Source organism: Halobacillus sp. B23F22_1 (genome assembly GCF_043497005.1).
Taxonomy (GTDB): Bacteria; Bacillota; Bacilli; order Bacillales; family Halobacillaceae; genus Halobacillus_A.
Map to the genome: position 1 here is coordinate 409,530 of NZ_JBIEKE010000002.1, position 21,986 is coordinate 431,515.

General features: G+C 38.7%; 27 protein-coding genes and 1 riboswitch. Of the genes, 26 read left to right on the top strand and 1 reads right to left on the bottom strand.

Going from position 1 to position 21,986, the window contains the following annotated elements; genetic code table 11:
* Positions 1-21 precede the first annotated feature (21 nt).
* The 13 genes from spoIIAA to ACGTNH_RS09900 all read left to right on the top strand — a co-directional run bounded on the left by spoIIAA (position 22) and on the right by ACGTNH_RS09900 (position 8,961).
* Positions 22-375, top strand: a complete 354-nt coding sequence (spoIIAA, locus tag ACGTNH_RS09840) for an anti-sigma F factor antagonist (protein WP_394586539.1) — start codon at positions 22-24, stop codon at positions 373-375.
* Complete coding sequence (gene spoIIAB, locus ACGTNH_RS09845) at positions 372-812, top strand: anti-sigma F factor (protein WP_394586540.1); 441 nt, start codon at positions 372-374, stop codon at positions 810-812. The genes spoIIAA and spoIIAB overlap by 4 nt, the downstream gene beginning before the upstream one ends.
* Before the next feature lie 10 nt (positions 813-822).
* Positions 823-1,578, top strand: coding sequence for an RNA polymerase sporulation sigma factor SigF (sigF, locus tag ACGTNH_RS09850; RefSeq protein ID WP_394586541.1), 756 nt, complete (start codon positions 823-825; stop codon positions 1,576-1,578).
* Between the two features lie 92 nt (positions 1,579-1,670).
* On the top strand, positions 1,671-2,288 hold the full coding sequence (locus ACGTNH_RS09855) for a stage V sporulation protein AA (protein WP_394586542.1): 618 nt from the start codon (positions 1,671-1,673) through the stop codon (positions 2,286-2,288).
* The gene (locus tag ACGTNH_RS09860) at positions 2,275-2,685 is read left to right on the top strand and encodes a stage V sporulation protein AB (protein ID WP_394586543.1); all 411 of its coding nucleotides are present in this window, start codon (positions 2,275-2,277) and stop codon (positions 2,683-2,685) included. Before ACGTNH_RS09855 ends, ACGTNH_RS09860 begins: the two co-directional genes overlap by 14 nt.
* A gap of 14 nt (positions 2,686-2,699) precedes the next feature.
* Positions 2,700-3,152: a stage V sporulation protein AC gene (spoVAC, locus tag ACGTNH_RS09865; protein ID WP_394586544.1), complete on the top strand. Its 453-nt coding sequence runs from the start codon at positions 2,700-2,702 to the stop codon at positions 3,150-3,152.
* Between the two features lie 12 nt (positions 3,153-3,164).
* Positions 3,165-4,181 (top strand): stage V sporulation protein AD, encoded by a 1,017-nt coding sequence (spoVAD, locus tag ACGTNH_RS09870; protein ID WP_394586545.1) that lies wholly within the window; start codon positions 3,165-3,167, stop codon positions 4,179-4,181.
* A complete protein-coding gene (gene spoVAE / locus ACGTNH_RS09875; RefSeq protein WP_394586546.1) occupies positions 4,178-4,528 on the top strand; it encodes a stage V sporulation protein AE in 351 nt (116 codons plus the stop codon). The genes spoVAD and spoVAE overlap by 4 nt, the downstream gene beginning before the upstream one ends.
* Positions 4,529-4,553: 25 nt before the next feature.
* Positions 4,554-6,020: a spore germination protein gene (locus ACGTNH_RS09880; protein WP_394586547.1), complete on the top strand. Its 1,467-nt coding sequence runs from the start codon at positions 4,554-4,556 to the stop codon at positions 6,018-6,020.
* A gap of 146 nt (positions 6,021-6,166) precedes the next feature.
* Positions 6,167-7,495, top strand: a complete 1,329-nt coding sequence (lysA, locus tag ACGTNH_RS09885) for a diaminopimelate decarboxylase (RefSeq protein ID WP_394586548.1) — start codon at positions 6,167-6,169, stop codon at positions 7,493-7,495.
* Complete coding sequence (locus ACGTNH_RS09890) at positions 7,476-7,910, top strand: peptidylprolyl isomerase (RefSeq protein ID WP_394586549.1); 435 nt, start codon at positions 7,476-7,478, stop codon at positions 7,908-7,910. The genes lysA and ACGTNH_RS09890 overlap by 20 nt, the downstream gene beginning before the upstream one ends.
* Positions 7,911-7,935: 25 nt before the next feature.
* Positions 7,936-8,394, top strand: coding sequence for a site-2 protease family protein (locus ACGTNH_RS09895; RefSeq protein WP_394586550.1), 459 nt, complete (start codon positions 7,936-7,938; stop codon positions 8,392-8,394).
* Between the two features lie 201 nt (positions 8,395-8,595).
* Positions 8,596-8,961 (top strand): GNAT family N-acetyltransferase, encoded by a 366-nt coding sequence (locus ACGTNH_RS09900; protein WP_394586551.1) that lies wholly within the window; start codon positions 8,596-8,598, stop codon positions 8,959-8,961.
* 30 nt (positions 8,962-8,991) lie between these two features.
* On the opposite strand, the gene ACGTNH_RS09905 is transcribed toward ACGTNH_RS09900, so the two are convergent.
* Positions 8,992-9,462 carry a DUF309 domain-containing protein gene (locus tag ACGTNH_RS09905; protein ID WP_394586552.1) on the bottom strand — a complete coding sequence of 157 codons (471 nt, stop codon included), beginning with the start codon at positions 9,460-9,462 and terminating at the stop codon, positions 8,992-8,994.
* A 104-nt stretch (positions 9,463-9,566) separates the two neighbouring features.
* On the opposite strand from ACGTNH_RS09905, the gene ACGTNH_RS09910 reads away from it, so the two are divergent.
* The 13 genes from ACGTNH_RS09910 to ACGTNH_RS09970 all read left to right on the top strand — a co-directional run bounded on the left by ACGTNH_RS09910 (position 9,567) and on the right by ACGTNH_RS09970 (position 21,920).
* A complete protein-coding gene (locus ACGTNH_RS09910) occupies positions 9,567-10,334 on the top strand; it encodes a segregation/condensation protein A (protein ID WP_394586553.1) in 768 nt (255 codons plus the stop codon).
* A gap of 59 nt (positions 10,335-10,393) precedes the next feature.
* Positions 10,394-10,975 carry an SMC-Scp complex subunit ScpB gene (gene scpB / locus ACGTNH_RS09915; RefSeq protein WP_394586554.1) on the top strand — a complete coding sequence of 194 codons (582 nt, stop codon included), beginning with the start codon at positions 10,394-10,396 and terminating at the stop codon, positions 10,973-10,975.
* A gap of 536 nt (positions 10,976-11,511) precedes the next feature.
* Entirely contained in the window at positions 11,512-12,597 is a 1,086-nt protein-coding gene (locus ACGTNH_RS09920; RefSeq protein WP_394586555.1) for a D-alanyl-D-alanine carboxypeptidase family protein, read from the top strand.
* Complete coding sequence (locus tag ACGTNH_RS09925) at positions 12,585-13,175, top strand: nucleoside recognition domain-containing protein (protein WP_394586556.1); 591 nt, start codon at positions 12,585-12,587, stop codon at positions 13,173-13,175. Before ACGTNH_RS09920 ends, ACGTNH_RS09925 begins: the two co-directional genes overlap by 13 nt.
* On the top strand, positions 13,172-13,687 hold the full coding sequence (locus tag ACGTNH_RS09930) for a spore maturation protein (RefSeq protein ID WP_394586557.1): 516 nt from the start codon (positions 13,172-13,174) through the stop codon (positions 13,685-13,687). Before ACGTNH_RS09925 ends, ACGTNH_RS09930 begins: the two co-directional genes overlap by 4 nt.
* A gap of 133 nt (positions 13,688-13,820) precedes the next feature.
* Complete coding sequence (locus ACGTNH_RS09935) at positions 13,821-14,549, top strand: pseudouridine synthase (protein ID WP_394587687.1); 729 nt, start codon at positions 13,821-13,823, stop codon at positions 14,547-14,549.
* Positions 14,550-14,602: 53 nt separating this feature from the next.
* A complete protein-coding gene (resA, locus tag ACGTNH_RS09940; RefSeq protein WP_394586558.1) occupies positions 14,603-15,154 on the top strand; it encodes a thiol-disulfide oxidoreductase ResA in 552 nt (183 codons plus the stop codon).
* Between the two features lie 27 nt (positions 15,155-15,181).
* Complete coding sequence (resB, locus tag ACGTNH_RS09945; RefSeq protein ID WP_394586559.1) at positions 15,182-16,807, top strand: cytochrome c biogenesis protein ResB; 1,626 nt, start codon at positions 15,182-15,184, stop codon at positions 16,805-16,807.
* 30 nt (positions 16,808-16,837) lie between these two features.
* Positions 16,838-18,025, top strand: coding sequence for a c-type cytochrome biogenesis protein CcsB (gene ccsB / locus ACGTNH_RS09950; protein WP_394586560.1), 1,188 nt, complete (start codon positions 16,838-16,840; stop codon positions 18,023-18,025).
* An 85-nt stretch (positions 18,026-18,110) separates the two neighbouring features.
* A complete protein-coding gene (locus tag ACGTNH_RS09955) occupies positions 18,111-18,827 on the top strand; it encodes a response regulator transcription factor (protein WP_394586561.1) in 717 nt (238 codons plus the stop codon).
* The gene (locus ACGTNH_RS09960; RefSeq protein ID WP_394586562.1) at positions 18,827-20,611 is read left to right on the top strand and encodes an ATP-binding protein; all 1,785 of its coding nucleotides are present in this window, start codon (positions 18,827-18,829) and stop codon (positions 20,609-20,611) included. The genes ACGTNH_RS09955 and ACGTNH_RS09960 overlap by 1 nt, the downstream gene beginning before the upstream one ends.
* A gap of 39 nt (positions 20,612-20,650) precedes the next feature.
* Positions 20,651-20,831: riboswitch (cobalamin riboswitch) on the top strand.
* A 163-nt stretch (positions 20,832-20,994) separates the two neighbouring features.
* The gene (locus ACGTNH_RS09965; protein ID WP_394586563.1) at positions 20,995-21,399 is read left to right on the top strand and encodes a DUF4430 domain-containing protein; all 405 of its coding nucleotides are present in this window, start codon (positions 20,995-20,997) and stop codon (positions 21,397-21,399) included.
* Between the two features lie 5 nt (positions 21,400-21,404).
* Entirely contained in the window at positions 21,405-21,920 is a 516-nt protein-coding gene (locus ACGTNH_RS09970; RefSeq protein WP_394586564.1) for an ECF transporter S component, read from the top strand.
* Positions 21,921-21,986: the final 66 nt, after the last annotated feature.

Genomic DNA, 21,986 nt, shown 5'->3' on the forward strand with positions numbered 1-21,986 from the left:
ATTGATAAGGAGGAACTACACTTGAGTCTTTCTGTAAATTTTATCGTTAAGGAATCCGTACTACTTGTTCGACTTGAAGGTGAACTTGACCACCATGAAGCCACAAACTTAAGAGAAGAATGGCAAGCACAGCTTGCTCAGAACAATGTAGGACACGTCATTGTAAACTTAGAAAAGCTTACTTTTATGGATAGCTCTGGATTAGGAGTAATGCTTGGCCGCTATAAGGAAATACAGGCAGCGGGATGGGAAATGGTTATTTGTTCAGTCTCACCAGAGGTGCGTCGTTTGTTTGATCTTTCAGGTATGTTTAAAATTGTCAGACTTGCTGATAATGAAGATTTTGCTTTGCATATGCTGGGGGTGGCTTCATGAAAAATCATATGAAGATCGAATTCTCAAGTATAAGTCAAAATGAGTCATTGGCACGTGTGGCTGTAGCCTCATTTATTAGCCCTTTAAACCCTACGGTTGATGAATTGACGGACATTAAAACAGTTGTGTCAGAAGCTGTAACGAATGCTATCATTCATGGCTATGAGGAAAACGAAGAGGAGAAAGTAATTCTAGAATGTTCTATAGATCAGTCTCAAATTGAAATTATTATTGAAGACTTTGGAAAAGGAATAGAAGACATCGAGGTCGCTAGAGAACCATTATTCACCTCCAAGCCTGAGTGGGAACGGTCTGGTATGGGTTTTACAATTATGGAAAACTTCATGGATCAAGTAGACGTTCAATCTAAGGAAAATAAAGGAACGAAAATTACGTTATCAAAGCAGTTGACTTCAACGAAGGCCATTTGTAATTAGGGCCGGGACCATGAATATCAAAACAGAAACTAAAGAGGAACGTTTATCAGACAAGGAAGTCCGTGAGTTAATTAAACGTAGTCAGGCGGGAGATCAGGAGGCTCGTCACTTCTTGGTAGAAAAAAACACACGTCTCGTTTGGTCAGTCGTTCAACGGTATTTAAGGCGCGGGTATGACCCAGACGATTTATATCAAATAGGCTGTATTGGATTATTGAAGTCTGTCGATAAATTTGATTTAAGTTTTGATGTGAAATTTTCCACGTATGCAGTACCGATGATTATTGGAGAAATTCAGCGGTTTATACGCGACGATGGAAGCGTGAAAGTAAGCCGGAGCTTAAAAGAAACGTATCACAAAATCCGTGTAAAAAAAGAAGAACTGCTTAAAGAACACGGACGTTCTCCGACTATTAACGAATTGGCCGAATCCCTTGAGTTGACAACTGAAGAAGTTATCCAAGCGGAAGATGCAGGTCGTTCACCGCAGTCAATTTATGAAACAGTTTATGAAAGTGAAGGAGATCCTATCACCCTTGTGGATCAAATTGCGGACGAAGACTCCCGGTGGTTCGAACATTTAACACTTCACGAAGTGATGAACACGTTAGATAAAAGAGAGCGCCTGATTATTTATTTAAGGTATTTTAAAGACCAGACCCAGTCCGAGGTGGCAGAGCGGATCGGAATATCACAAGTACAAGTGTCCAGATTGGAAAAGAAAATATTAGAACAAATGAAAGAGTCAATGAGTGACTCTTCCTAACGAAAACTACGCACCCAGCGTAGTTTTTTCTTTTGTATGAAATTGTAAATATATCACATACTAACGTTGAGTTCTAAAGAGGCGGCGATCGTATGACTACACCTATTTATGTGCGTATGAAGCAATCCATTCGAATTCCTGTTAAGGAAGAAATTCGCCTTTATGATGTAGCAAAAGTAACAGGCACTTTGTTAAAGAAACAAACCATTGAAAACATGATTCTCCATAGAATTAAAGCGGAAGATAAGAACATTATTGTTATTGACAGCTATTCTATAGTTGATCAAATCGTTACTCGCTTCCCGGAAAGAGAAGTGGAGATTCTTGGACCTAATCAATGTGTTGTTCACATCGAAAGAAAGAAGAAAAAACCTCCGCTTTTAGTTGTTTTGTTTATTTGGTTATTACTCTTCATAGGGGCGGCCATGGCCATAATGAATTTTCATTATGATGTTGCCATGGAGTCTGTACAGCAAAAACTCCATTACATGCTGACAGGAGAAGAAGAAAAGCACCCATTATGGATACAAGTACCTTATTCTGTAGGACTGGGGATAGGAATGATATTATTCTTTAACCATTGGTTTTCCAAAAAATTTAATGAAGAGCCTAACCCTATGGAAATTGAAGTATTTAAATACCAAGAGGATCTAGATCATTATGTAGCTATTCATGAAAATAAGGTGGAGCAAAAGGATGAGGATAGTTGAGTCATTGATAGGGCTTGCATCAGGAATAGCCGTAGGTGCTGGTTTTGTAGCTTTCATTACTGTACTTGGCATCGTTCCGAGACTTATGCAGCTCAGCCATACAGAATCTAAAATCATCTATTATGAAATTGCTATAATACTGGGAGTTTTCTTTGGAATTTATCTCTCGTTTGGAGACCATTCCTTTACGTTTCCTGTTATTGGATTAATATTCTGGGGACTGCTCCACGGAGTGTTTGTTGGTATGCTTGCTGCTGCTCTAACTGAAGTATTAAATGTATTTCCTTTATTGTTTAAAAGAATTGGAATTGAAAATTATTTGTTTATATTGTTGATGGCTCTATCTCTAGGGAAAATTGCGGGGTCTCTGTTTCAATGGATCCTATTTGTAAGATGAAGGAGACGGTAATAATGTCAGGTTTTAATTCAAAGGAATATAAAAAGACAAGTCAAGGTTATCAACCCAAGCCTCCATATTTTATAAACGCTCTTAAAGCTTTTATTGTAGGAGGGCTAATTTGCGTCCTAGGTGAACTGCTCTCTGAAATGTACATTCATTGGTTTGGGTTTAAAGAAAAAGATGCAGGAGATCCAACCGTAGCCACATTAATTCTTTTAGCGGCATTAGCTACGGGATTTGGTGTGTATGACCGGTTAGGGCAATTCGCAGGAGCAGGGTCTGCTGTTCCTGTAACAGGGTTTGCGAATTCGATTACTTCCGCTGCCCTTGAACACAAAAGTGAAGGACTTGTTCTTGGAGTAGCAACTAACTTGTTTAAATTGGCTGGGTCAGTAATTGTGTTTGGCGTTGTGGCAGCTTATGTTCTTGGTGTCATCAGGTTTACCTGGCAGGCATTATTTTAAGGGGGGAGCATTATGACTAAAATTGGAAAACAGACGTGGGGCTATACAAAACCTGTATATATTCAATCAACAGGTACTGCTGTAGGACCACTTGAAGGACAGGGACCATTAAAAGATACATTTGATAAAGTTTACAACGAACTCCATTGTAATGAAGATAATTGGGAGCTGGCGGAAAGAAGATTAATGCTGGAGGCCGTCAACCAATCCTTACAAAAAGCTGGAGTGGATCAAAGGAATATAGACTTGTTCTTAGCAGGAGATTTACTAAATCAGAATGTTACAGGAAACTATGTTGCTCGTCATTTAGGCATTCCTCTTATTGGCATGTTTGGGGCGTGCTCCACTTCAATGGAAACACTCGCTACAGGAGCTGCTTTAATTTCCGGTGGATATGCAAAACAAGCTATTGCTGCTGTAAGTTCACATAATGCGACAGCAGAACGTCAGTTCAGGTATCCAACCGAGTATGGCGGGCAGAAACCGAATACAGCAACTTATACTGTCACAGGAAGCGGAGCTGCCTTACTATCTTCTAAACCCTCTGCTGTAAAAATAGAAGCGGCAACGATAGGTAAAGTGATGGATTACGGAATTACGGATCCATTTGATATGGGTTCAGCAATGGCACCGGCCGCCTGGGATACGATAAAAACCCATTTAGAAGATATGGGGAGAGTTCCCGGTGATTACGATGTCATTGCCACTGGCGACCTTTCAGCTGTAGGATCACCTATTGTAAGGGATATGCTAAAGGACGACGGTTATAATATTGCGGAAGTACACAAAGATTGCGGATTGCTGATTTATCATAGTGAGCAGCCAGTATTCAGCGGTGGCAGCGGATGTGCCTGTTCGGCCGTAGTTACTTATGGCAAACTTTTAAATGGATTAAAAGATGGTACTTACAAACGTATCCTCGTGGTAGCGACTGGAGCCCTTATGAGTCCAATGATGCTGCAGCAAAAAGAATCTATTCCTGGTATCGCTCACGCAGTCGTATTGGCGAAAGAGGAGGGATATGAATGACTTTTTTATGGGCCTTTTTAGTGGGTGGATCGATATGTGTCATTGGTCAACTTCTTCTTGATATCGCAAAACTGACACCAGCTCATGTCATGTCTTCTTTTGTAGTGGCAGGCGCCGTTCTTGATGCGTTTGATCTGTATGATAATTTAATTGAGTTTGCCGGTGCGGGAGCCACTGTACCGATTACAAGCTTTGGACACTCGCTTTTACATGGAGCGATGGAACAAGCTGATGAACATGGATTTATCGGAATAGCAATTGGAATTTTCGAGTTGACGTCAGCTGGTATTGCATCTGCTATATTATTTGGATTTATTGTAGCTGTTATTTTTAAACCTAAGGGGTAACTGGATAGAAAGGAGATCTCTTCATATGCCAGCTCAAAAAGATACGCCGATTGTTATGAAAATTGAACAAAACCGTTCCATTATGTATGAAAGGTTGGGCATTGGCAAATCCTTCGACGTTGGCTGCCGAACCTTAAACATTTTAGGTCATGAAGTAGACCTATATTATGTAAATGGTCTTTGTGAGTCTCCTGTTATTGTAAATCTTTTGAGGCAGTTATTTGAACTAAATGAAGGTACAAGAGATAAGAAGTCGGCTTTTAAGCATATTTATAATGATCTGGCACATCAGCAGGTAGAAGTTGAAGACAAAATTGAAAAGTGTGTAACCCAAGTCCTTTCTGGTCTAATTGCCATTTTTGTAGAAGGTGAAGCAGAAGCTATTATAGTTGATGTTCGGGCATACCCGGGTAGAACACCTGAAGAACCGGATACTGAAAAAGTCGTCCGAGGGTCTCGTGATGGATATACGGAGAATATTATAGAAAACACAGCCCTCACCCGAAGAAGAATAAGGGATGACCGATTAAGAAATGAGCTTATTCAAGTTGGGAAACGATCAAAAACAGATATTTGTATTTCTTATATCCAAGATGTGGCAGATCCTGGGTTAATTCAATTAATTAAAGATGAATTAAAGCAAATTAATATTGATGGGTTATCTATGGCAGATAAATCTATTGAGGAGTTTTTAGTTAAGCAAGGATATAATCCTTTCCCTTTAGTAAGATATACGGAAAGGCCGGACATTGCATCTGCTCACTTGTTAGAAGGGCACGTCATTATTATGGTGGATACTTCTCCTAGTATGATTATTACGCCAACTACTTACTTTCACCATGTCCAGCACGCCGAAGAGTATCGCCAGTCACCTGCGGTGGGTACTTTTATTAGATGGGTGAGGTTCTTTGGGTTATTTTCTTCTGTATTTCTCCTGCCTCTATGGATGTTGTTTGTTATCCAGCCTGATCTTTTGCCAGAATCTTTAGACTTTATTGGACCTAATGAAGAAAGTACGCTTCCCATCATCATACAATTACTCATCGCTGACTTAGGGATCGAGATGTTACGAATTGCTGCGATTCATACTCCTACACCTCTTTCTACAGCTATGGGTTTAATCGCTGCTGTTCTCATTGGTCAAATTGCAATTGATGTTGGCTTATTTGTACCGGAGGTTATTTTGTATGTAGCGGTAAGTGCTATTGGCTCTTATGCTACACCGAGTTATGAACTTTCCGTTTCCAACAAAATGTCTCGTCTTATTATTTTAGGATTAGCAGCGTTGTTCGGGTTGAGCGGCTTCGTTATAGGGTGTACATTGTATATCCTGCTATTAGCTCGAACGAATTCTCTTAATACGCCTTATCTATGGCCTTTCTTACCTTTTAATGCCAAAGCGTTTGGCCAAATATTAGTGAGAATGTCTGTTCCTTTAGGCAAAATTAGACCAAGTATTGTACATCCTCAAAATAATCATAGACAAAGATAATTGCCCGTTTTTTCAACATGTGATAAATTTAATATAATTTTAAATGTTCCTTTACTAAGAAGGAGCATTTTCTTTTGTGTTGGAAACTAATCATTTAAAATTTACGAAATACTAATATAATTTACATTTTGGAAAGGCGGAGCAACATGAGGCGTGAAATCAATGATCAAGGTAAGCTTCTTATTGGAGGGATCCCTGCTTCTGTGATTGCAAAAACTTATGGAACCCCTGTATATGTATATGACGTGGAAAGAATTCGGCAAAATGCAAGAGCATTTGTTCAAACATTTAAGAATCATAATATCCCTGCGCAAGTAGCCTATGCAAGTAAAGCCTTCTCATCTATTGCTATGTTAGAGGTAGCGGATCAAGAGGGTTTAAGTTTAGACGTAGTATCTGAAGGTGAATTACATACTGCCATACTTGCGGGCTTTCCAGTAGAGAAAATTCACATGCATGGGAATAATAAGAGCCTTGCAGAACTTCAAATGGCCGTAGAGTATAATATAGGCTGTATCGTGGTTGATAACTTTTATGAAATCGCACTGTTAACTGACGTATTAGCAGAAAAAGAAAAATCAATGGATGTACTCCTGCGCGTAACTCCTGGAATTGAAGCTCATACCCACGATTATATTCTAACTGGGCAAGAAGACTCCAAATTTGGTTTCGACTTATCTAGTGGTCAAGCTGAAAAGGCATTTCAACTATTAAACGCGAACGATCAAGTAACTGTGAAAGGCCTGCATTGTCATATAGGCTCACAAATATTTGAAACAAGCGGTTTTACTTTGGCTACACAAAAACTGTTTAATACAATGAAAGACTGGCGTGAGCGTTTTGACTATAATGCTGATGTTCTAAACCTTGGCGGCGGTTTTGGAATTCAATATACAGAAGAAGATGACCCTCTAGAGCTCGATCAATATGCTATTGCCTTAATAGATGAAGTGAAACTTCAATCTGAGAAGCTTAATTATCCGATGCCTGAAATCTGGATAGAACCAGGTAGAGCTATTGTAGGAGATGCAGGAGTTACTTTATACACGACGGGCTCCATTAAAGATATTCCGGGAGTAAGGACCTATGTATCTGTAGATGGCGGAATGACTGATAACATAAGACCAGCCCTATACCAAGCTAAATACGATGCCGTTCTAGCTGACAAAATGCACGAACGTGCTGAAATGGAATATGCTATTGCTGGTAAGTGCTGTGAATCGGGAGATATGCTATTATGGGATGTGAAGCTCCCTAAAGTTGAACCCCATGATTTAATGGCTGTATTTAGTACAGGTGCTTATGGGTATGCTATGGCTAATAATTATAATCGCTTCGGTAAAGCGGCAGTAGTGTTCGTTGAAAACGGAGAGCATCAACTTGTTGTGAGACGGGAAGACTTTGAGGAAATAACAAGACTAGACTTATCTTATACGAAGCAGGAGGAGAAAAATTATGAAACAAGCAACGATTGAATTTGAAAATGGTGAACAACTAAAAGTTGAACTTTACGATGAAGCAGCTCCTAACACAGTTGAAAACTTTGAAAAGCTTGCTAACAGCGAATTTTATGATGGGTTAACCTTTCACCGTGTTATTCCGGATTTTGTGATTCAGGGTGGAGATCCGAATGGAAACGGTACAGGAGGGCCTGGCTATACCATTAAGTGTGAAACCGAAGGAAACCCTCATAAACATGAACGGGGAACTCTCTCAATGGCTCATGCTGGAAAAGATACAGGAGGCAGTCAATTTTTTATCTGTCATTCACCACAGCCTCATTTAGACGGCAGACACACGGTTTTTGGAAAAGTGATCGAGGGTGTTGAAACCGTGGACCGTGTACGCCCGGGTGATGTGATGCAGCGAGTAAGGGTTAAAGAAGAGTAAATAAAAGTCTATATCGATTATTAACATGATAGAATCATTATTCTTTTTAGTGTTGGTTGCTGCCCCATTGACTTTAGTTATACATGAACTTGGTCATGTTTTAGCAGGAGCTCTATGTGGAGCTCGCTATGCGGTATTGACCGTTGGAACCGGACGTTCTATAATACGTATTAAATTCCAAAAATTGCACATAATTATAGGTAGTCTATTTTTTATTGGAGGCTACTCCATAAATGTAAAGGAACCTGATTTCACCAATTTACAGAAAGTCTTGATAAGCAGTGGGGGACCTTTAGCAAATGGTATCACCTTTGGTCTAGCGCTTATTATCCCTATTAATATTGAAATAGAAGTGATTCATTTATTTTTCTTGTTTAATCTTTATCTGGCCGTTGTAAACCTTATTCCTTTTCGGATTGGTGACCGTAAATCTGACGGTTATCTGATCTTGAAGAATTTAAACAAATATTGGGTTGAATCTTAACTAGTTTTACAGTATCCTATTGCCTAGGCTTGAATGAAGGATAGTGGGGGCTGGCGATGAAAAAGAGAAATTGGATCCTTTTTACGATATTATTCATTATGAGTTTTTCCTGGGGATTGTATTATTGGTTCGGTATAGTCATGTAATCACTAGCGTATGAATCGGTTCACAAAATTTTATTGAGCAATACGAGGGGTTATTATGTTAATTCGATTTAAAAAATCATTTGAAAAAATTGCAATGGGTCTTCTATCTTTTATGCCTGAGTGTAAAGATGTACGGAGGCTTCAAAACACTATACAGGAGTACGAACAGAATCCGAACTGGCACCTTTATTTATGGAAAGAGGAAGATATACTCGGAACTGTAGGTGTCCGTATAGAAGGTGAAGTAGCTTATGTACAGCATGTTTCTGTTAATCCTTCTCACCGTAATTTAGGGATAGGGAAGAAGATGATATTAGCTCTACAGGAGCAATTGGAAAAAGAATATCAGGTCCGACCAGATGAAACTACGGAAGCTTTTTGTGAAAAATGTGAAATGGAAAGCTCCTCATCAAAGGTATAAAAGGAGACGCCTAAACTAGGGCGTCTCCTTTTAAGTTCTATTCCATTTTTTGTGTCGGTGAATTAATTCCTCATGATTTAAATCACTAGGCTGGCCATATGGAACATTCCAATTCATGCATAACATTTGTACATTATTGAGTAATTCAGGGTCATTTATTGGCAGCATTACGCTTTTATAAGGTTTATTTCTTTCGATGTTATTTTTTATAGAAAAAGCCAACTTTTGAAATTCTTGGGCGTCTATCCCAAGTGAATAGATGCGTTCATAGTTAGAAGCAAGTTTTTCGATTGCCTTATTGATAAGAATAAAGGCTCCCTTTAAATTTCCTCTTCTATAATGATAGAGCGAAACAGCAAATTGAATAAATAAAACCCACACTGAATTTCGACAGCCCGCTTCCACCTCTTTCCAGTATTCCTCTAATACCTCGTGACATTCAAAGTAATCACGAGTTCCGTGAAAATGAGCGAGAAATTCAATGTAATACTTAGGGTACATTTTCCTACTCCCTTCTTAATTTGCGAGATCGTATTAACGGTTTGCCCAATTTCTGATACTATTATTGCAGTAAGCAAACTTCTGAAGACAAAGGACAGAATACTATGACAGATCGTTATCATGTTAAACTCGAAGGGTTCGAAGGCCCGCTCGACCTTTTACTTCATTTAATTAATCGATATGAAATTGATATATATGATATCCCAGTTTCAACTATAACAGAGCAATATATGAATTACATTCATGCGATGCAAGAATTAGAATTGAATGTTGCAAGCGAGTATCTGGTAATGGCAGCTACATTATTAGCAATCAAGAGCCAAATGCTGCTACCATCTCCATCGCTGAATGATGAGTTTGTAGATGAAGAAGTTGAGGACCCCCGGGAAGAATTAATTAATAGACTTATCGAGTATAAAAAATATAAAAAAGCAGCTGAAGATTTAAAGAATAAAGAGTTAGAAGAAAATCGAATATACACACGTCCTCAAATGGTTATTGAACATAACGAAGAAGATGAAGTACCAATTACCGAAGGAGAAGCCTCTGTTTTTGAAATGGTAGAAGCTGTTCAACGATTATTAAAAAATAGTAAGCAAAATACAACTAATGAAACAAAAATAAAACGGGATGAAGTGTCTATTCAATTAAGAATGGATGACATTCTTAAAAAAGTTGAGATTTCAAAAGAGGGCACTCGATTTTATGACTTGTTTGAAGAACATTCGAGGTCTCACGTAGTTGTATCATTTATCGCGATATTAGAGTTAATGAAAAGCAATGATATTGTTTGTACGCAATCTAATCATTTTGATGAATTAATGATCTTTCGTACGTTCGAAGAAAAGAACCCGAAAGATAAAGATGTTTAATAAAACTGGCGAAATATATTCAGTACTTAGGTTTTATGTTAGATCGATGGAGGAACATAATGAATAATAACGAAAGAAAAGCACTTATAGAAGGTCTGCTATTTGCTGTTGGTGAAGAAGGAATATCCAAAAATAAATTAATTCAAATAATAGATTGTACGTCTCGGACGCTTAATGAACTGCTCGCCTCTCTTTATAAAGACTATGAAAGTCCAGGACGTGGAATCAAAATGATGGAGTCAAATGGTACTCTTCATCTTACTACTAAACCAGAGCATGCAGCTTACTATGATCAATTGCTCAACACGAAAGGATCCACGAGACTTTCCCAAGCATCCCTTGAGGTATTAGCTATTATTGCGTACCGTCAGCCTATCACTAGGATTGAGATTGATGAACTTCGAGGAGTTAAAAGTGATCGTGCTGTACAGACACTTGTAAATCGAGGTTTAATTGAAGAAAGAGGGAGAAAAGAAGCGGTTGGCCGGCCTGTGTTATTTGGAACATCAACTGCTTTTCTTACCTATTTTGGCTTATCTTCAATTGAGGAGCTGCCACCAATAGAAGATTTTCGTGAAGATGAGAATGTAGAAGATGAAGCTGACTTGTTCTTTGAAAACTTCTCTGACGAAGAAAGCTAACGTTTTAACGGTGAAACTTAGAACGGAGGGAAAAGTATTTTAAAATTTATTAAGGTCTATGGTGAGTGCAGCAAGAATGATGTTTCTATATGTTCTTCTATTGTTTTTTACGAAGATAAAGGTAAGAAAGAATCATTTGAAGTAAGATATCCAGAAAGTACACAAGAAGAAATTACAAATCGATTTTCAATTCCTAAAGAAACCATTGTACCGATTGTTTCATTAGCTTGCCTTATTAAATATCCTGAATACAAACATCGACAAAGCATTTTATTAAAAAAAGAAGAAATCTTACTCGTATTTGAGGACCTTAACCTGCACGCCATTCAAAACCTATATCGGGACATCCAGGAGTTTGGAGAAGTCGAGCTTGAATCCACTTTAGCTTTTTTTAACCAATCTTAACCGATTGTTTATCTGCTTTTACCTTTCACTCAGAAGACTGCGAATATTGCTCGCAGTTTTTTTCGTTTTCATAAGCTTGTACTCTTTTGCATAAGGATAAGCAAGAGTAGAAGATTGGAGGAAGATCTCTTTTGAAAACGATCATTTATACGATACTCATCGTATTTATTTGCGTATGTATGATAAAACCGAAGCATGCCTATTCCTCACCTCGATTAGATGTTTCTGCAGAGCACGCTGTGCTTATGGATGCACAATCAGGCAGAGTATTATTTGAAAAAGATAGTTATACTCCTTCTTTAATTGCGAGTACTACAAAAATTCTGACAGCTATCATTGCTATCGAATCCGGTAAGATGGACGAAGAGGTAATTGTAAGTGAAAGTGCCATACGCACAGAGGGATCATCTATTTATTTAACAGAGGGCGAAAAAATAAAGCTTGAAGACTTGGTTTATGGGTTAATGCTGCGTTCGGGAAATGATTCTGCAGTAGCTATAGCGGAACATGTGGGAGGAAGTATTGAAGGATTTACTTATCTAATGAATGAAAAAGCAGCTTGGCTTGGCATGGAATCATCTAATTTTGAAAATCCACATGGACTGGATGGGGAGAATCATGTCTCAAGCGCCTATGACCTGGGCCTTTTAATGGCGTACTCTATGAAAAATGATACATTTAGAGAGGTAACAGGAAGTACTTCTTACAAATCTGAAAATCGTACATATTCCTGGCAGAATAAAAACAAGTTACTAACCATGTTGTACGACCACACGACAGGTGGTAAAACAGGATTTACAAAAAGAGCGGGAAGAACCCTGGTAAGCAGTGCTGAAAAGGATGGAATGGAATTAATAGCTGTAACGTTAAATGCACCAAGCGATTGGAACGATCATGAGCGGATGTATGAGTGGGGATTTGAAAATTTTGAAACCTATAAGTTACAGGAAGAAGGCTATACTAAGGTACATGGCAAACGCAGTTATCTTCCAAAGGATATTCATCTTCCATTAACGCAGCAAGAAAAAAATCAAATCACAGCCGTTTATGAACCTAATACACTTGATGATTCGTATGAAGGCGTTAGAGCCTATCGATTAAATGATCAATTAGTGGCTGAATCGTTTGTGCTGTCTAAACGTCCCGTACAACCTTGGCTGCCTAGCAGTTTATCATTTTTCAGACGAATGTTGGGGGTGGAGCCATGGTCAACTTAATCTGGGTGATTTTGGCAGGCAGCGGTATTATTTATGCTGGATTTAATGGAACCATGAACGAAGTAAATAAAGCTATTTTTGAAGCTGTTGATGAAAGCGTCATGATTGCTCTTAGTTTATTAGGGGTACTTGTTTTTTGGCTTGGATTAATGAAAATAGCTGAGGAGGCAGGTCTATTAAAAGGGTTGGCAAAGCTATTTAAACCGATTGTCAAAAAAATTTTCCCAGAAGTTCCTTCAAATGACCCTGCTATTGGATATATATTATCAAATATGACGGCTAACATGTTTGGCTTAGGAAATGCTGCAACACCCATGGGGCTTAAAGCGATGAAGGAACTCAAACGGCTCTCGGGCAATAATGAAGCGAGCAGGTCCATGATCACATTATTAGCCATTAATACGTCATCATTAACGATTGTGCCAACTACTGTGATCGCCATTCGTATGAAGTATGACTCTATTGATCCTACTAGTATTATTGGAGCAACTGTTCTTGCTACTGCAATATCTACTTTTGCTGCGCTTTTAATTGACCGCTTCTTTTATTATCGACGCCAAAGGTTAGGGCGAATATGATGAGTGTCTGGCTAATCCCCGCGATTATACTCATTATATTAGTCACAGCTACCATTAAACGCGTGCCGGCATATGAAGTGTTTGTAGAAGGAAGTAAGGAAGGTGTACAGCTTGCTGTCTCCCTCTTACCGTTTTTATTAGGAATGATGGTTTCTATTGCTATTTTTCAAGCTTCTGGTGCTATGGATGCTTTGCTCAGCATATTTAAACCTTTAATGACGATGCTTGGTGTTCCAGAACAAGTTTTACCTTTAGCGATGATACGCCCCATCTCTGGAACAGCTGCTTTAAGTATGACCACGGAACTCATCCGCACGTTTGGACCTGATTCACTGATTGGGCAAATGGCGTCTGTAATGCAGGGAAGCACAGATACGACACTTTATATCATTACAGTATACTTTGGAGCGGTAGGAATTCGAAAAATGGGGGACGCTTTAAAGGTTGGACTTCTAGCCGACTTGGTTGGTATAATAGCCTCTATAGTAATTGTTATTATTTTATTTAGCTAATCGAATAATATCTTTGTGCAATTTGTGTTAAAGTATGTATAATAGTGACGAGATTAAGCCGCGCTGGACTTTCCTAGCGTGGCTTCCTGATGTTTACGATAAAAAGAATTAGGAGGACTTTCCTATGTCCAAATTGGAACGTCTGCAAAAAGTGATGGCCCATGCAGGGGTCGCATCACGGAGAAAAGCAGAAGAAATGATTAAACAAGGCAAAGTAAAAGTAAATGGTGATGTAGTCAAGGAATTAGGCACTAAAGTTAGTCCGAACGATGATGTGGAAGTTGAAGGAGTTCCTTTAGTAAAAGAAGTCCCTGTCTACTATTTACTTTATAAACCCAGAGGCGTTATTTCAAGTGTAAAAGACGATAAAGGGCGTAAAGTAGTAACCGATTACTTACCGGAAGTAGAAGAAAGAATTTTTCCTATCGGGCGTTTGGATTATGATACCTCAGGTGTTCTTCTCCTCACAAATGATGGAGAGTTTGCAAATTTGCTGATGCACCCCAGTCATGAAATTGACAAAGTTTATATAGCTAAGACTAAAGGGATTCCATCTGCAGACGAGTTAAAAAATTTAAAAAAGGGCTTAACCATTGATGGGGAATATATGAAGGCTGTGCATTCGAAAATAATGTCAACTGACTCCAAAAAGAATACGGCAATTGTAAAACTTATTCTGCATGAAGGAAAAAACCGTCAAGTACGTAAAATGTTTGACGCGTTAGGGTATCCTGTAGATAAACTGAAGAGAGAACGCTTTGGAAGTATTTCTTTACACGGCATGAACGCAGGTGATTGTCGACCATTAAAACCTCATGAAGTAAAACAATTACGTCAAGCAGCTGAAGAAAATGTTAAATAATTTTCAAAATTTCCATAGCTCATCAATGATATAATGGTCTGGGAGTGAAAGCTATGAAGGGAAGCACATTAAAAAAGAAAAAGAAACGGCTTGTTTTTCGCTCAGTCATGCTGGCTGTCATGGTTGGACTTATTGTATTTGCGCTTATATCTAACAACAACAGCGATAAAAGCGTGGTGGCTGAAGGTGAAGAGCCGCCGGATTTCAAGCTGAAGAAATTTGGAACCGAAGAAACGGTATCTTTAAGTGATTATGAAGGGCAAGGTGTCATGATTAATTTTTGGGCGACGTATTGTGAGCCGTGTAAAGATGAGATGCCATACATGGAAGAACTGTACGAGGACTACAAGAAACAAGGTGTAGAAATACTGGCGATTAATCTCGACTCCACAGACCTTGTTGTGCAACGATTTCTTGATCGGTATGGACTGAGTTTTCCTATTTTACACGATAAAGATGGGCAGGTAATGGATGAATATAATGTGGGGCAATTGCCTTCTACATTATTTATTAACCCTGAAGGGGAAGTAGAAGAACAGGTAGTCGGTCCTTTAACCTTAGACAGACTCGAAGGCTATCTGAATGAAATTACACCAGAGAGTTAAGTTCGGATCAAATTGTGAGGTTTTAATATGAAGAAGATTACATGTGAATGCGGACATGTGAACCCTGAGGGAACGGTGCTATGTGAGTCGTGCGGGAAACCCGTTGAAGACAACCAGCATCTAAATGGGAACGAGAACCAGCAGCTGCTAAACATGAGATATGATGGGAGTGCCAGGCGTTCACAAACGTATAATCGAACGTTTGTTGATAAAGTATGGAACTTTTTTTCCTCAGTTAAAGTCGGTGTATGGTTGATTGTAATAACGTTAATTGCATCTGCAGTGGGCACCATTTTCCCCCAGGAGATGTATATTCCTCCAGGTTCAAATGCTGCCACACACTATCGAGATCAATATGGTTTGGCAGGTCAAATTTATTATCAATTAGGGTTTCATAATTTATATACCTCTTGGTGGTATATGATACTGCTCGCATTGATCGGCATCTCGATTGTTATTGCCAGTTTAGACCGATTTATTCCACTTTATAAAACGTTAAGAACTCAAAAGCCTGAACGCCATGACTTGTTCTTAAAAAAACAGCGGATCTTTGGGAAATCAGAAACAACTGAAGTGGATATAGAGTTACTTAAACAAAATTTGAAGAAACATCGATTTAAAGTAAGTGAAGATAATGGTAATTTGTTAGCCGAAAAGAATCGATTTTCAAGATGGGGGCCCTATGTCAACCATATAGGGTTGATTATCTTTTTGCTTGGTACTTTACTTAGATTTGTTCCCGCTCTATATACCGATGATTTCATCTGGGTGAGAGAGGGAGAAACAAAAGTTATTAATGGGACAGATGGTCAGTATTACATTAAAAATGAAGAGTTCATATTAGAAAACTATGATGAAAATGATGAACGTTTCCAAGAAGCAATTCAGAGAAACGGCCAGCCTGTACCTAAGACATATCAAACAAATGCGACGATTTATGAAAGAACGGATGACATTGTGGTAGGAACCGACCCCGAATTGAAAGAAATTCAGCAAGATCAAGCGAGAGTGAATCATCCTATAAAGTTTGAGAACTACACGCTTTATCAAGCCAGTTATCAACAAAATGAATTTAAAGATATGACCTTCAAATTACATGATATGAATGACGAGGATACCACATATGGGGAATTTACAGTGGATTTAAGCGATCCTCAGTCTGAATATGAGTTAGACGATGGATATAGAGTTGTGCTCGATTCTTATTTTCCTGAATATGAGTTAGATGATGGTGAGCCTGTGTCAAAATCTAAGTTTCCTAAAAACCCGGCGTTTGTGTTTAATGTTTATCCGCCTGGAGAATCAGAGCCTGAAGTAAGTTTTGCTGGAATTGGAGCAAATGTTGATGGATCTGGAGAAAATGAGCATAAAGTTGGTTTAGTAGACTTTGAGGTAAGAGATGTTACAGGACTAACCGTAAGAAAAGATTATACTCTTCCATTTATCGCTTTAGGAGGGGCTATATTCATGATTGGTGTTATTCAAGGCATGTATTGGAACCACCGCAGGATTTGGATAAAACCTAAAGGAAATGGAGTTTGGATTGCTGGTCATACGAACAAAAACTGGGTAGCCCTAAAGAGGGAGATAGACAAGGTGATCGAAGATACTGGAGTCAATTCTCCAACCGATCAACAAGAACTAAAAGGTTAGCCTGTATGATACAAATAAGGAGGAAAGGCCATGGGTGATTTAAGTTCCATTAGCAGTAACTTGCTTTATGCTGCTTTTTTTATCTATTTGATTGCTACATTTTTCTTTGCGGGCACTATTCGAGATAAAAAAAATACAGAAACTGGTTTAGTAGGTAAAGTTGCAATAACTATTACGATTATTGGTTTTTTAACACAATTGGGTTATTTTTTCACAAGATGGGGTGCCGCGGGACACGCCCCTGTTAGTAATCTGTTTGAATTTATTACGTTCTTTGGGATGATGCTCGTTTTTGCGTTTATCGTTATGTATTTCATCTATAAGATTAATATATTAGGTGTTATTGCTTTACCTATTGCTCTTATAGTTATAGCGTTTGCCAGTATGTTTCCTACTGAGATTTCGCCGCTGGTGCCATCTTTACAGTCACACTGGTTATATATTCACGTAACGACGGCTGCTCTAGGACAGGCTATTTTATCAATCAGCTTTGTTGCTGGATTAATCTTCTTGATACGTCAAGTAGACCAGACGAAGAAGACAAAACAAACGTTTTGGCTTGAGTTTGTCATTTACATGGTAGCAACTACGCTTGCTTTTATTGTTTTATCTTCGGTTTTCAGCGCATTGAACTATGAAGCATCATTTGAAGCACCAATAGAAGGTCAAACAGTAGAAGTCACTTATGAAATGCCTGCTATTGCAGGGCCTTATGATGGAGAATTACTTACAGAGGATGCAATGAATCCGTTGTTTTTATCACCTGAATGGATGCGTGGTGTAGATGCTTCTATTAAATTTAATACAATGATTTGGTCGCTGTTAGGTGGATTAGTTATCTACGGTCTACTGCGCTTGCTGTTTAGAAGACGTATTGGCTCAGTACTACAGCCGCTATTGAAAAAAGCTAACCCTGAGATTATTGATGAAGTTGGTTATCGAGCTGTAGCCATCGGTTTCCCTGTCTTTACTTTAGGAGCTCTTATCTTTGCAATGATTTGGGCTCAGGAAGCATGGGACCGCTTTTGGGGCTGGGACCCTAAAGAGGTATGGGCATTGATAACATTCTTCTTCTATGCCGCTTATTTACATTTACGCCTTTCAAGGGGCTGGCAAGGAACGAAATCTGCGTGGTTAGCCGTTGGAGGTTTCGCGATTATTATGTTCAACCTGCTCGCGGTTAATTTAATTATTTCGGGTTTACATTCTTATGCATAATAGTTATGTGGCAGGTAGGATTTGTTTATCCCACCTGCCATTTATTATAATAAGGAAGAAGAAGTTTATTTGAGGGGGCTAACAGATGGATAAGGAAGCCAGAATTTTAGTCGTAGATGATGAGGATCGTATTCGCCGGCTGATAAAGATGTACTTAGAAAGAGAAAACTATGTAATTGATGAAGCTGAGGATGGTCATGAAGCCCTTAGTAAAGCACTTAACGAGGACTATGATGTCATATTATTAGATATTATGATGCCAGGGAAAGACGGGGTGGAAGTATGTAAAGAGCTGCGTGAAAAGAAAGCTACTCCTGTAATTATGCTGACTGCTAAAGGCGAAGAAGCTAATCGTGTACAAGGATTTGAAGTGGGCACAGATGATTACATTGTAAAGCCTTTTAGTCCGCGGGAAGTCGTATTACGCGTGAAAGCGCTTTTGCGCAGGGCTTCTTCAACGAAGTTTCTTGAAACGGATACAGCTGCAAGAAATGTACTGGTTTTTCCACATATGACGATTGATAATGATGCCCACCGAGTAACGGCAGAAGGGACGGAAGTTTCCCTAACCCCTAAAGAATACGAATTATTGAATTATATGGCACAGTCACCTGATAAAGTATTTGATCGTGAACAATTGTTAAAAGAAGTATGGCAGTATGAATTTTTTGGTGACTTACGTACAGTCGACACACACGTCAAAAGGTTAAGAGAAAAATTAAGCAAAGTGTCCTCTAAAGCGGCAGGTATGATCGTAACTGTGTGGGGGGTAGGTTACAAATTCGAGGTTAGTGGGGACTAATGTTTTGGCGAAGTGTTGTAGGCAAGCTCTGGTTCACTATTTTACTTCTTGTATGCTTTGTCTTGTTTATACTAACCGTCCTTTTACTAGAGTTCTTTGAAAATTATCATGTGCTGGAGGCTGAAAAGGAGCTTCTACAAGATGCAGCTAAAGTTTCGGATGTGGTCTCTGAATACGAGGAAGAACAATTAATTCTCTCAATGACAGATTTAATTAAGGACCCGTCTAGTGAGATAGTTATTACGAATGGGGAAGAAGATTTAATGACTTCAACCTCAAATGATTCTGCTTTACCTCAACTAGATTATAATTGGTTTATGGATGATGCAGAATTAGCTACTGTAGTGAGGGATCGTGAAGAAGTAATGAAAGTGGCTGATGTAGGCAGTTCGGAAATGGGATTATTAGTCGTTGGCACCCCCCTTAATGAGGAAGAAGGGGCTGTTTTTGTATATCAGTCTTTAAATACAATTGAAGAAACTTCCGAGCAAACGACTAAAATCATCTTTTTGGGAGCTGGGATTGCAATTATTTTAACAACGATCTTTGCCTTTTTTCTGTCAACGAGGATTACCTCTCCTTTAATCAAAATGCGAAAAGGGGCTCTTGAATTAACAAAAGGAGAGTTTAATACAAAAATACCGATTCGTACTCATGATGAAATTGGTGAATTGGCCATGGCTTTTAATCGAATGGGAAGACAGTTGAAATTCCATATTGATGCACTGAATCATGAGAAGGAACAGCTTTCGGGCATTCTGCGTTCAATGGCAGATGGTGTACTCACTATGAATCGACAAGGAGATATTCTCGTCTCTAATCCTCCAGCTGATCAATATTTAGATGCTTGGTCATTTGAAAATGAAGAGCAATTAATAGAAGATGAATCATCTAGAAAAGCTTTGCCTTCTCCGATGAGGAAACTCTTTGAGAAGGTAATTGAATTAGAACATGAGCAGATGACAGAGGTAATGCTACAGGGGCGCTCCTGGGTAATTATTATGACTCCCCTTTATGATCAAAATCATATTAGAGGAGCTGTAGCTGTTCTTCGTGATATGACAGAAGAACGAAGGTTAGATAAATTAAGAAAAGACTTTATTGCCAATGTTTCTCATGAGCTGCGAACTCCAATTTCTATGCTCCAAGGATATAGTGAAGCAATCGTAGATGATATTGCTGAATCAAGAGAAGATAAAAATGAACTGGCTGCTATTATTCACGATGAATCGCTCAGAATAGGCAGGTTAGTTAATGAATTGTTAGATCTGGCCAGGATGGAAGCCGGTCACATCTCCTTGCGTGTAGAAGAAATAGAAGTTGAACCTTTTGTTGAAAAGGTTTTACGCAAATTTAAAGGGTTAGCTGATGAGAAACAAGTAAAGCTTGAGCATCATATATCAGTAAATGAACCCTTTATACGAATTGATGCTGACCGTATCGAGCAAGTATTAACGAATTTGATAGATAATGCGATTCGACATACAAGCGTAAAGGGCTACGTGTCAGTGGATGTGAAAACAGACAAGGAATTATTTATACAAGTGACTGACTCAGGATATGGAATTCCTGATGAAGACTTACCATTTATATTTGAGCGATTTTATAAAGCGGATAAATCCCGAAAGAGAGAATCCTCGCAAAAGGGTACAGGGCTGGGGCTGGCCATTGCCAAAAATATTGTGGAAGCTCATAAAGGTAATATTCAAGTTCATAGTAAAATAAATGAAGGAACAACATTTACTGTGCAAATTCCTAATGAAAAGGATGATTCAGAAAATTAGATTGCTATTCTCGACAGGTTCATGTAATCTAGATAAAGAACTTCATAGCATGATGTTGGTGCCTGAACTAGGCTGAAAAGGGAATCTGGTGTAATTCCAGAGCTGTCCTCGCAACTGTAAGTGTAGACGAACGGAAATAACCACTGTAACTTTATTATGGGAAGGTTTCTTAGTAGAAAGACACACAAGTCAGTAGACCTGCCAAGATCACTCGTTTCAAGGCTTCGGGGATTGAGCGTTTGAGGCAGCCATAAGGTATGAATTTATGATTTATTCCACTTGGTTTGTCTTTAGCCTGCCCTTTGTCGAAAAGGGCAGGCTTTTTAGCGTTGTACATATCTATAAAAGCGTTGAAACAGTAATTATAGAAAGGAAGATCAACAATGGGAAAAAGTATTCAAGCATTATTGTTTTCACTCGTAGCTGCTGCTTTTTTAGTAGGATGTCAGGCAGAAGAAGAGACGAGTAACGAGCCTTCAGAGGAAGCGAATCAGCAGGAAGAAGTTACTATTGAAGTGGAAGTTTCAGAAGATGAAGGGGAAGAGGTAATTTCTACAGAAGAACATTCGGTGGAAGAAGGCACAATTCTAATGGATGTTATGGAAGATAATTATGAAATTGAGCAAGAAGAAGGTTTTATTAATAGTATTGAAGGTATAAGTGCTGAAGATGGAGAACAAAAAGCATGGATGTATACGATAAACGGGGAAGAAGCTTCAGTAGGAGCTAATGAATATGAAGTGGAAGAAGGAGACGAAATTAACTTCGATTTTCAATCATGGGAATGATGTAAATGAAGACTTATAAAATTACGTTAATCGCAATGCTGGCTGCGCTAGCAGTCGCTGGAAGAATAGCAATGGGTCATTTACCCAATATTCAGCCCGTTACAGCTATTGTTATATTGACGGGATTTTGGCTAGGTCCTTTTGCGGCTGTTATTATGGCATTTTTAACCACTTTTTTATCGAATATTATCTTAGGGATGGGAATATGGTCGATTTGGCAAGTCGTTTCATGGTCTGTTATAGGAATGATTGCCGGGTTGCTAGGTAAGTATTGGTCTACCATTCCATTATGGTGCTTAGCCGTATACGGTTTTTTTAGCGGAATCTTTTTTGGTTTTATGATATCAGTGACAATGTACACGGCAGGCCAGCCATTCTGGGGATATTATTTAGCTGGTCTTCCTATGGATGTTAATCACGCGATTGCTAATACCGTATTCATTGCCCTATTATCACCTGTTCTAGGTACCTTATTTAACCGGTATCAAAAAAGAAATCTTTCGCAGAAGGCTGCCCATTAGAGGCGGCCTTTTTTATGATCCATAGAATAATAGAAGCGTATCTGATAAAATAAAAGGAGTTAAGAA

Coding starts and splice junctions, on each gene's coding strand:
- resA (WP_394586558.1), top strand. CDS start 14,603: ATGAAGGGAAGCACATTAAAAAAGAAAAAGAAACGGCTTGTTTTTCGC.
- spoVAD (WP_394586545.1), top strand. CDS start 3,165: ATGACTAAAATTGGAAAACAGACGTGGGGCTATACAAAACCTGTATAT.
- ACGTNH_RS09965 (WP_394586563.1), top strand. CDS start 20,995: ATGGGAAAAAGTATTCAAGCATTATTGTTTTCACTCGTAGCTGCTGCT.
- ACGTNH_RS09930 (WP_394586557.1), top strand. CDS start 13,172: ATGATGAGTGTCTGGCTAATCCCCGCGATTATACTCATTATATTAGTC.
- scpB (WP_394586554.1), top strand. CDS start 10,394: ATGAATAATAACGAAAGAAAAGCACTTATAGAAGGTCTGCTATTTGCT.
- ACGTNH_RS09960 (WP_394586562.1), top strand. CDS start 18,827: ATGTTTTGGCGAAGTGTTGTAGGCAAGCTCTGGTTCACTATTTTACTT.
- lysA (WP_394586548.1), top strand. CDS start 6,167: ATGAGGCGTGAAATCAATGATCAAGGTAAGCTTCTTATTGGAGGGATC.
- ACGTNH_RS09895 (WP_394586550.1), top strand. CDS start 7,936: ATGATAGAATCATTATTCTTTTTAGTGTTGGTTGCTGCCCCATTGACT.
- ACGTNH_RS09900 (WP_394586551.1), top strand. CDS start 8,596: ATGTTAATTCGATTTAAAAAATCATTTGAAAAAATTGCAATGGGTCTT.
- sigF (WP_394586541.1), top strand. CDS start 823: ATGAATATCAAAACAGAAACTAAAGAGGAACGTTTATCAGACAAGGAA.
- ACGTNH_RS09955 (WP_394586561.1), top strand. CDS start 18,111: ATGGATAAGGAAGCCAGAATTTTAGTCGTAGATGATGAGGATCGTATT.
- ACGTNH_RS09880 (WP_394586547.1), top strand. CDS start 4,554: ATGCCAGCTCAAAAAGATACGCCGATTGTTATGAAAATTGAACAAAAC.
- ACGTNH_RS09970 (WP_394586564.1), top strand. CDS start 21,405: ATGAAGACTTATAAAATTACGTTAATCGCAATGCTGGCTGCGCTAGCA.
- spoIIAB (WP_394586540.1), top strand. CDS start 372: ATGAAAAATCATATGAAGATCGAATTCTCAAGTATAAGTCAAAATGAG.
- spoVAE (WP_394586546.1), top strand. CDS start 4,178: ATGACTTTTTTATGGGCCTTTTTAGTGGGTGGATCGATATGTGTCATT.
- ccsB (WP_394586560.1), top strand. CDS start 16,838: ATGGGTGATTTAAGTTCCATTAGCAGTAACTTGCTTTATGCTGCTTTT.
- spoVAC (WP_394586544.1), top strand. CDS start 2,700: ATGTCAGGTTTTAATTCAAAGGAATATAAAAAGACAAGTCAAGGTTAT.
- ACGTNH_RS09890 (WP_394586549.1), top strand. CDS start 7,476: ATGAAACAAGCAACGATTGAATTTGAAAATGGTGAACAACTAAAAGTT.
- ACGTNH_RS09910 (WP_394586553.1), top strand. CDS start 9,567: ATGACAGATCGTTATCATGTTAAACTCGAAGGGTTCGAAGGCCCGCTC.
- ACGTNH_RS09925 (WP_394586556.1), top strand. CDS start 12,585: ATGGTCAACTTAATCTGGGTGATTTTGGCAGGCAGCGGTATTATTTAT.
- ACGTNH_RS09905 (WP_394586552.1), bottom strand. CDS start 9,462: ATGTACCCTAAGTATTACATTGAATTTCTCGCTCATTTTCACGGAACT.
- ACGTNH_RS09860 (WP_394586543.1), top strand. CDS start 2,275: ATGAGGATAGTTGAGTCATTGATAGGGCTTGCATCAGGAATAGCCGTA.
- ACGTNH_RS09855 (WP_394586542.1), top strand. CDS start 1,671: ATGACTACACCTATTTATGTGCGTATGAAGCAATCCATTCGAATTCCT.
- resB (WP_394586559.1), top strand. CDS start 15,182: ATGAAGAAGATTACATGTGAATGCGGACATGTGAACCCTGAGGGAACG.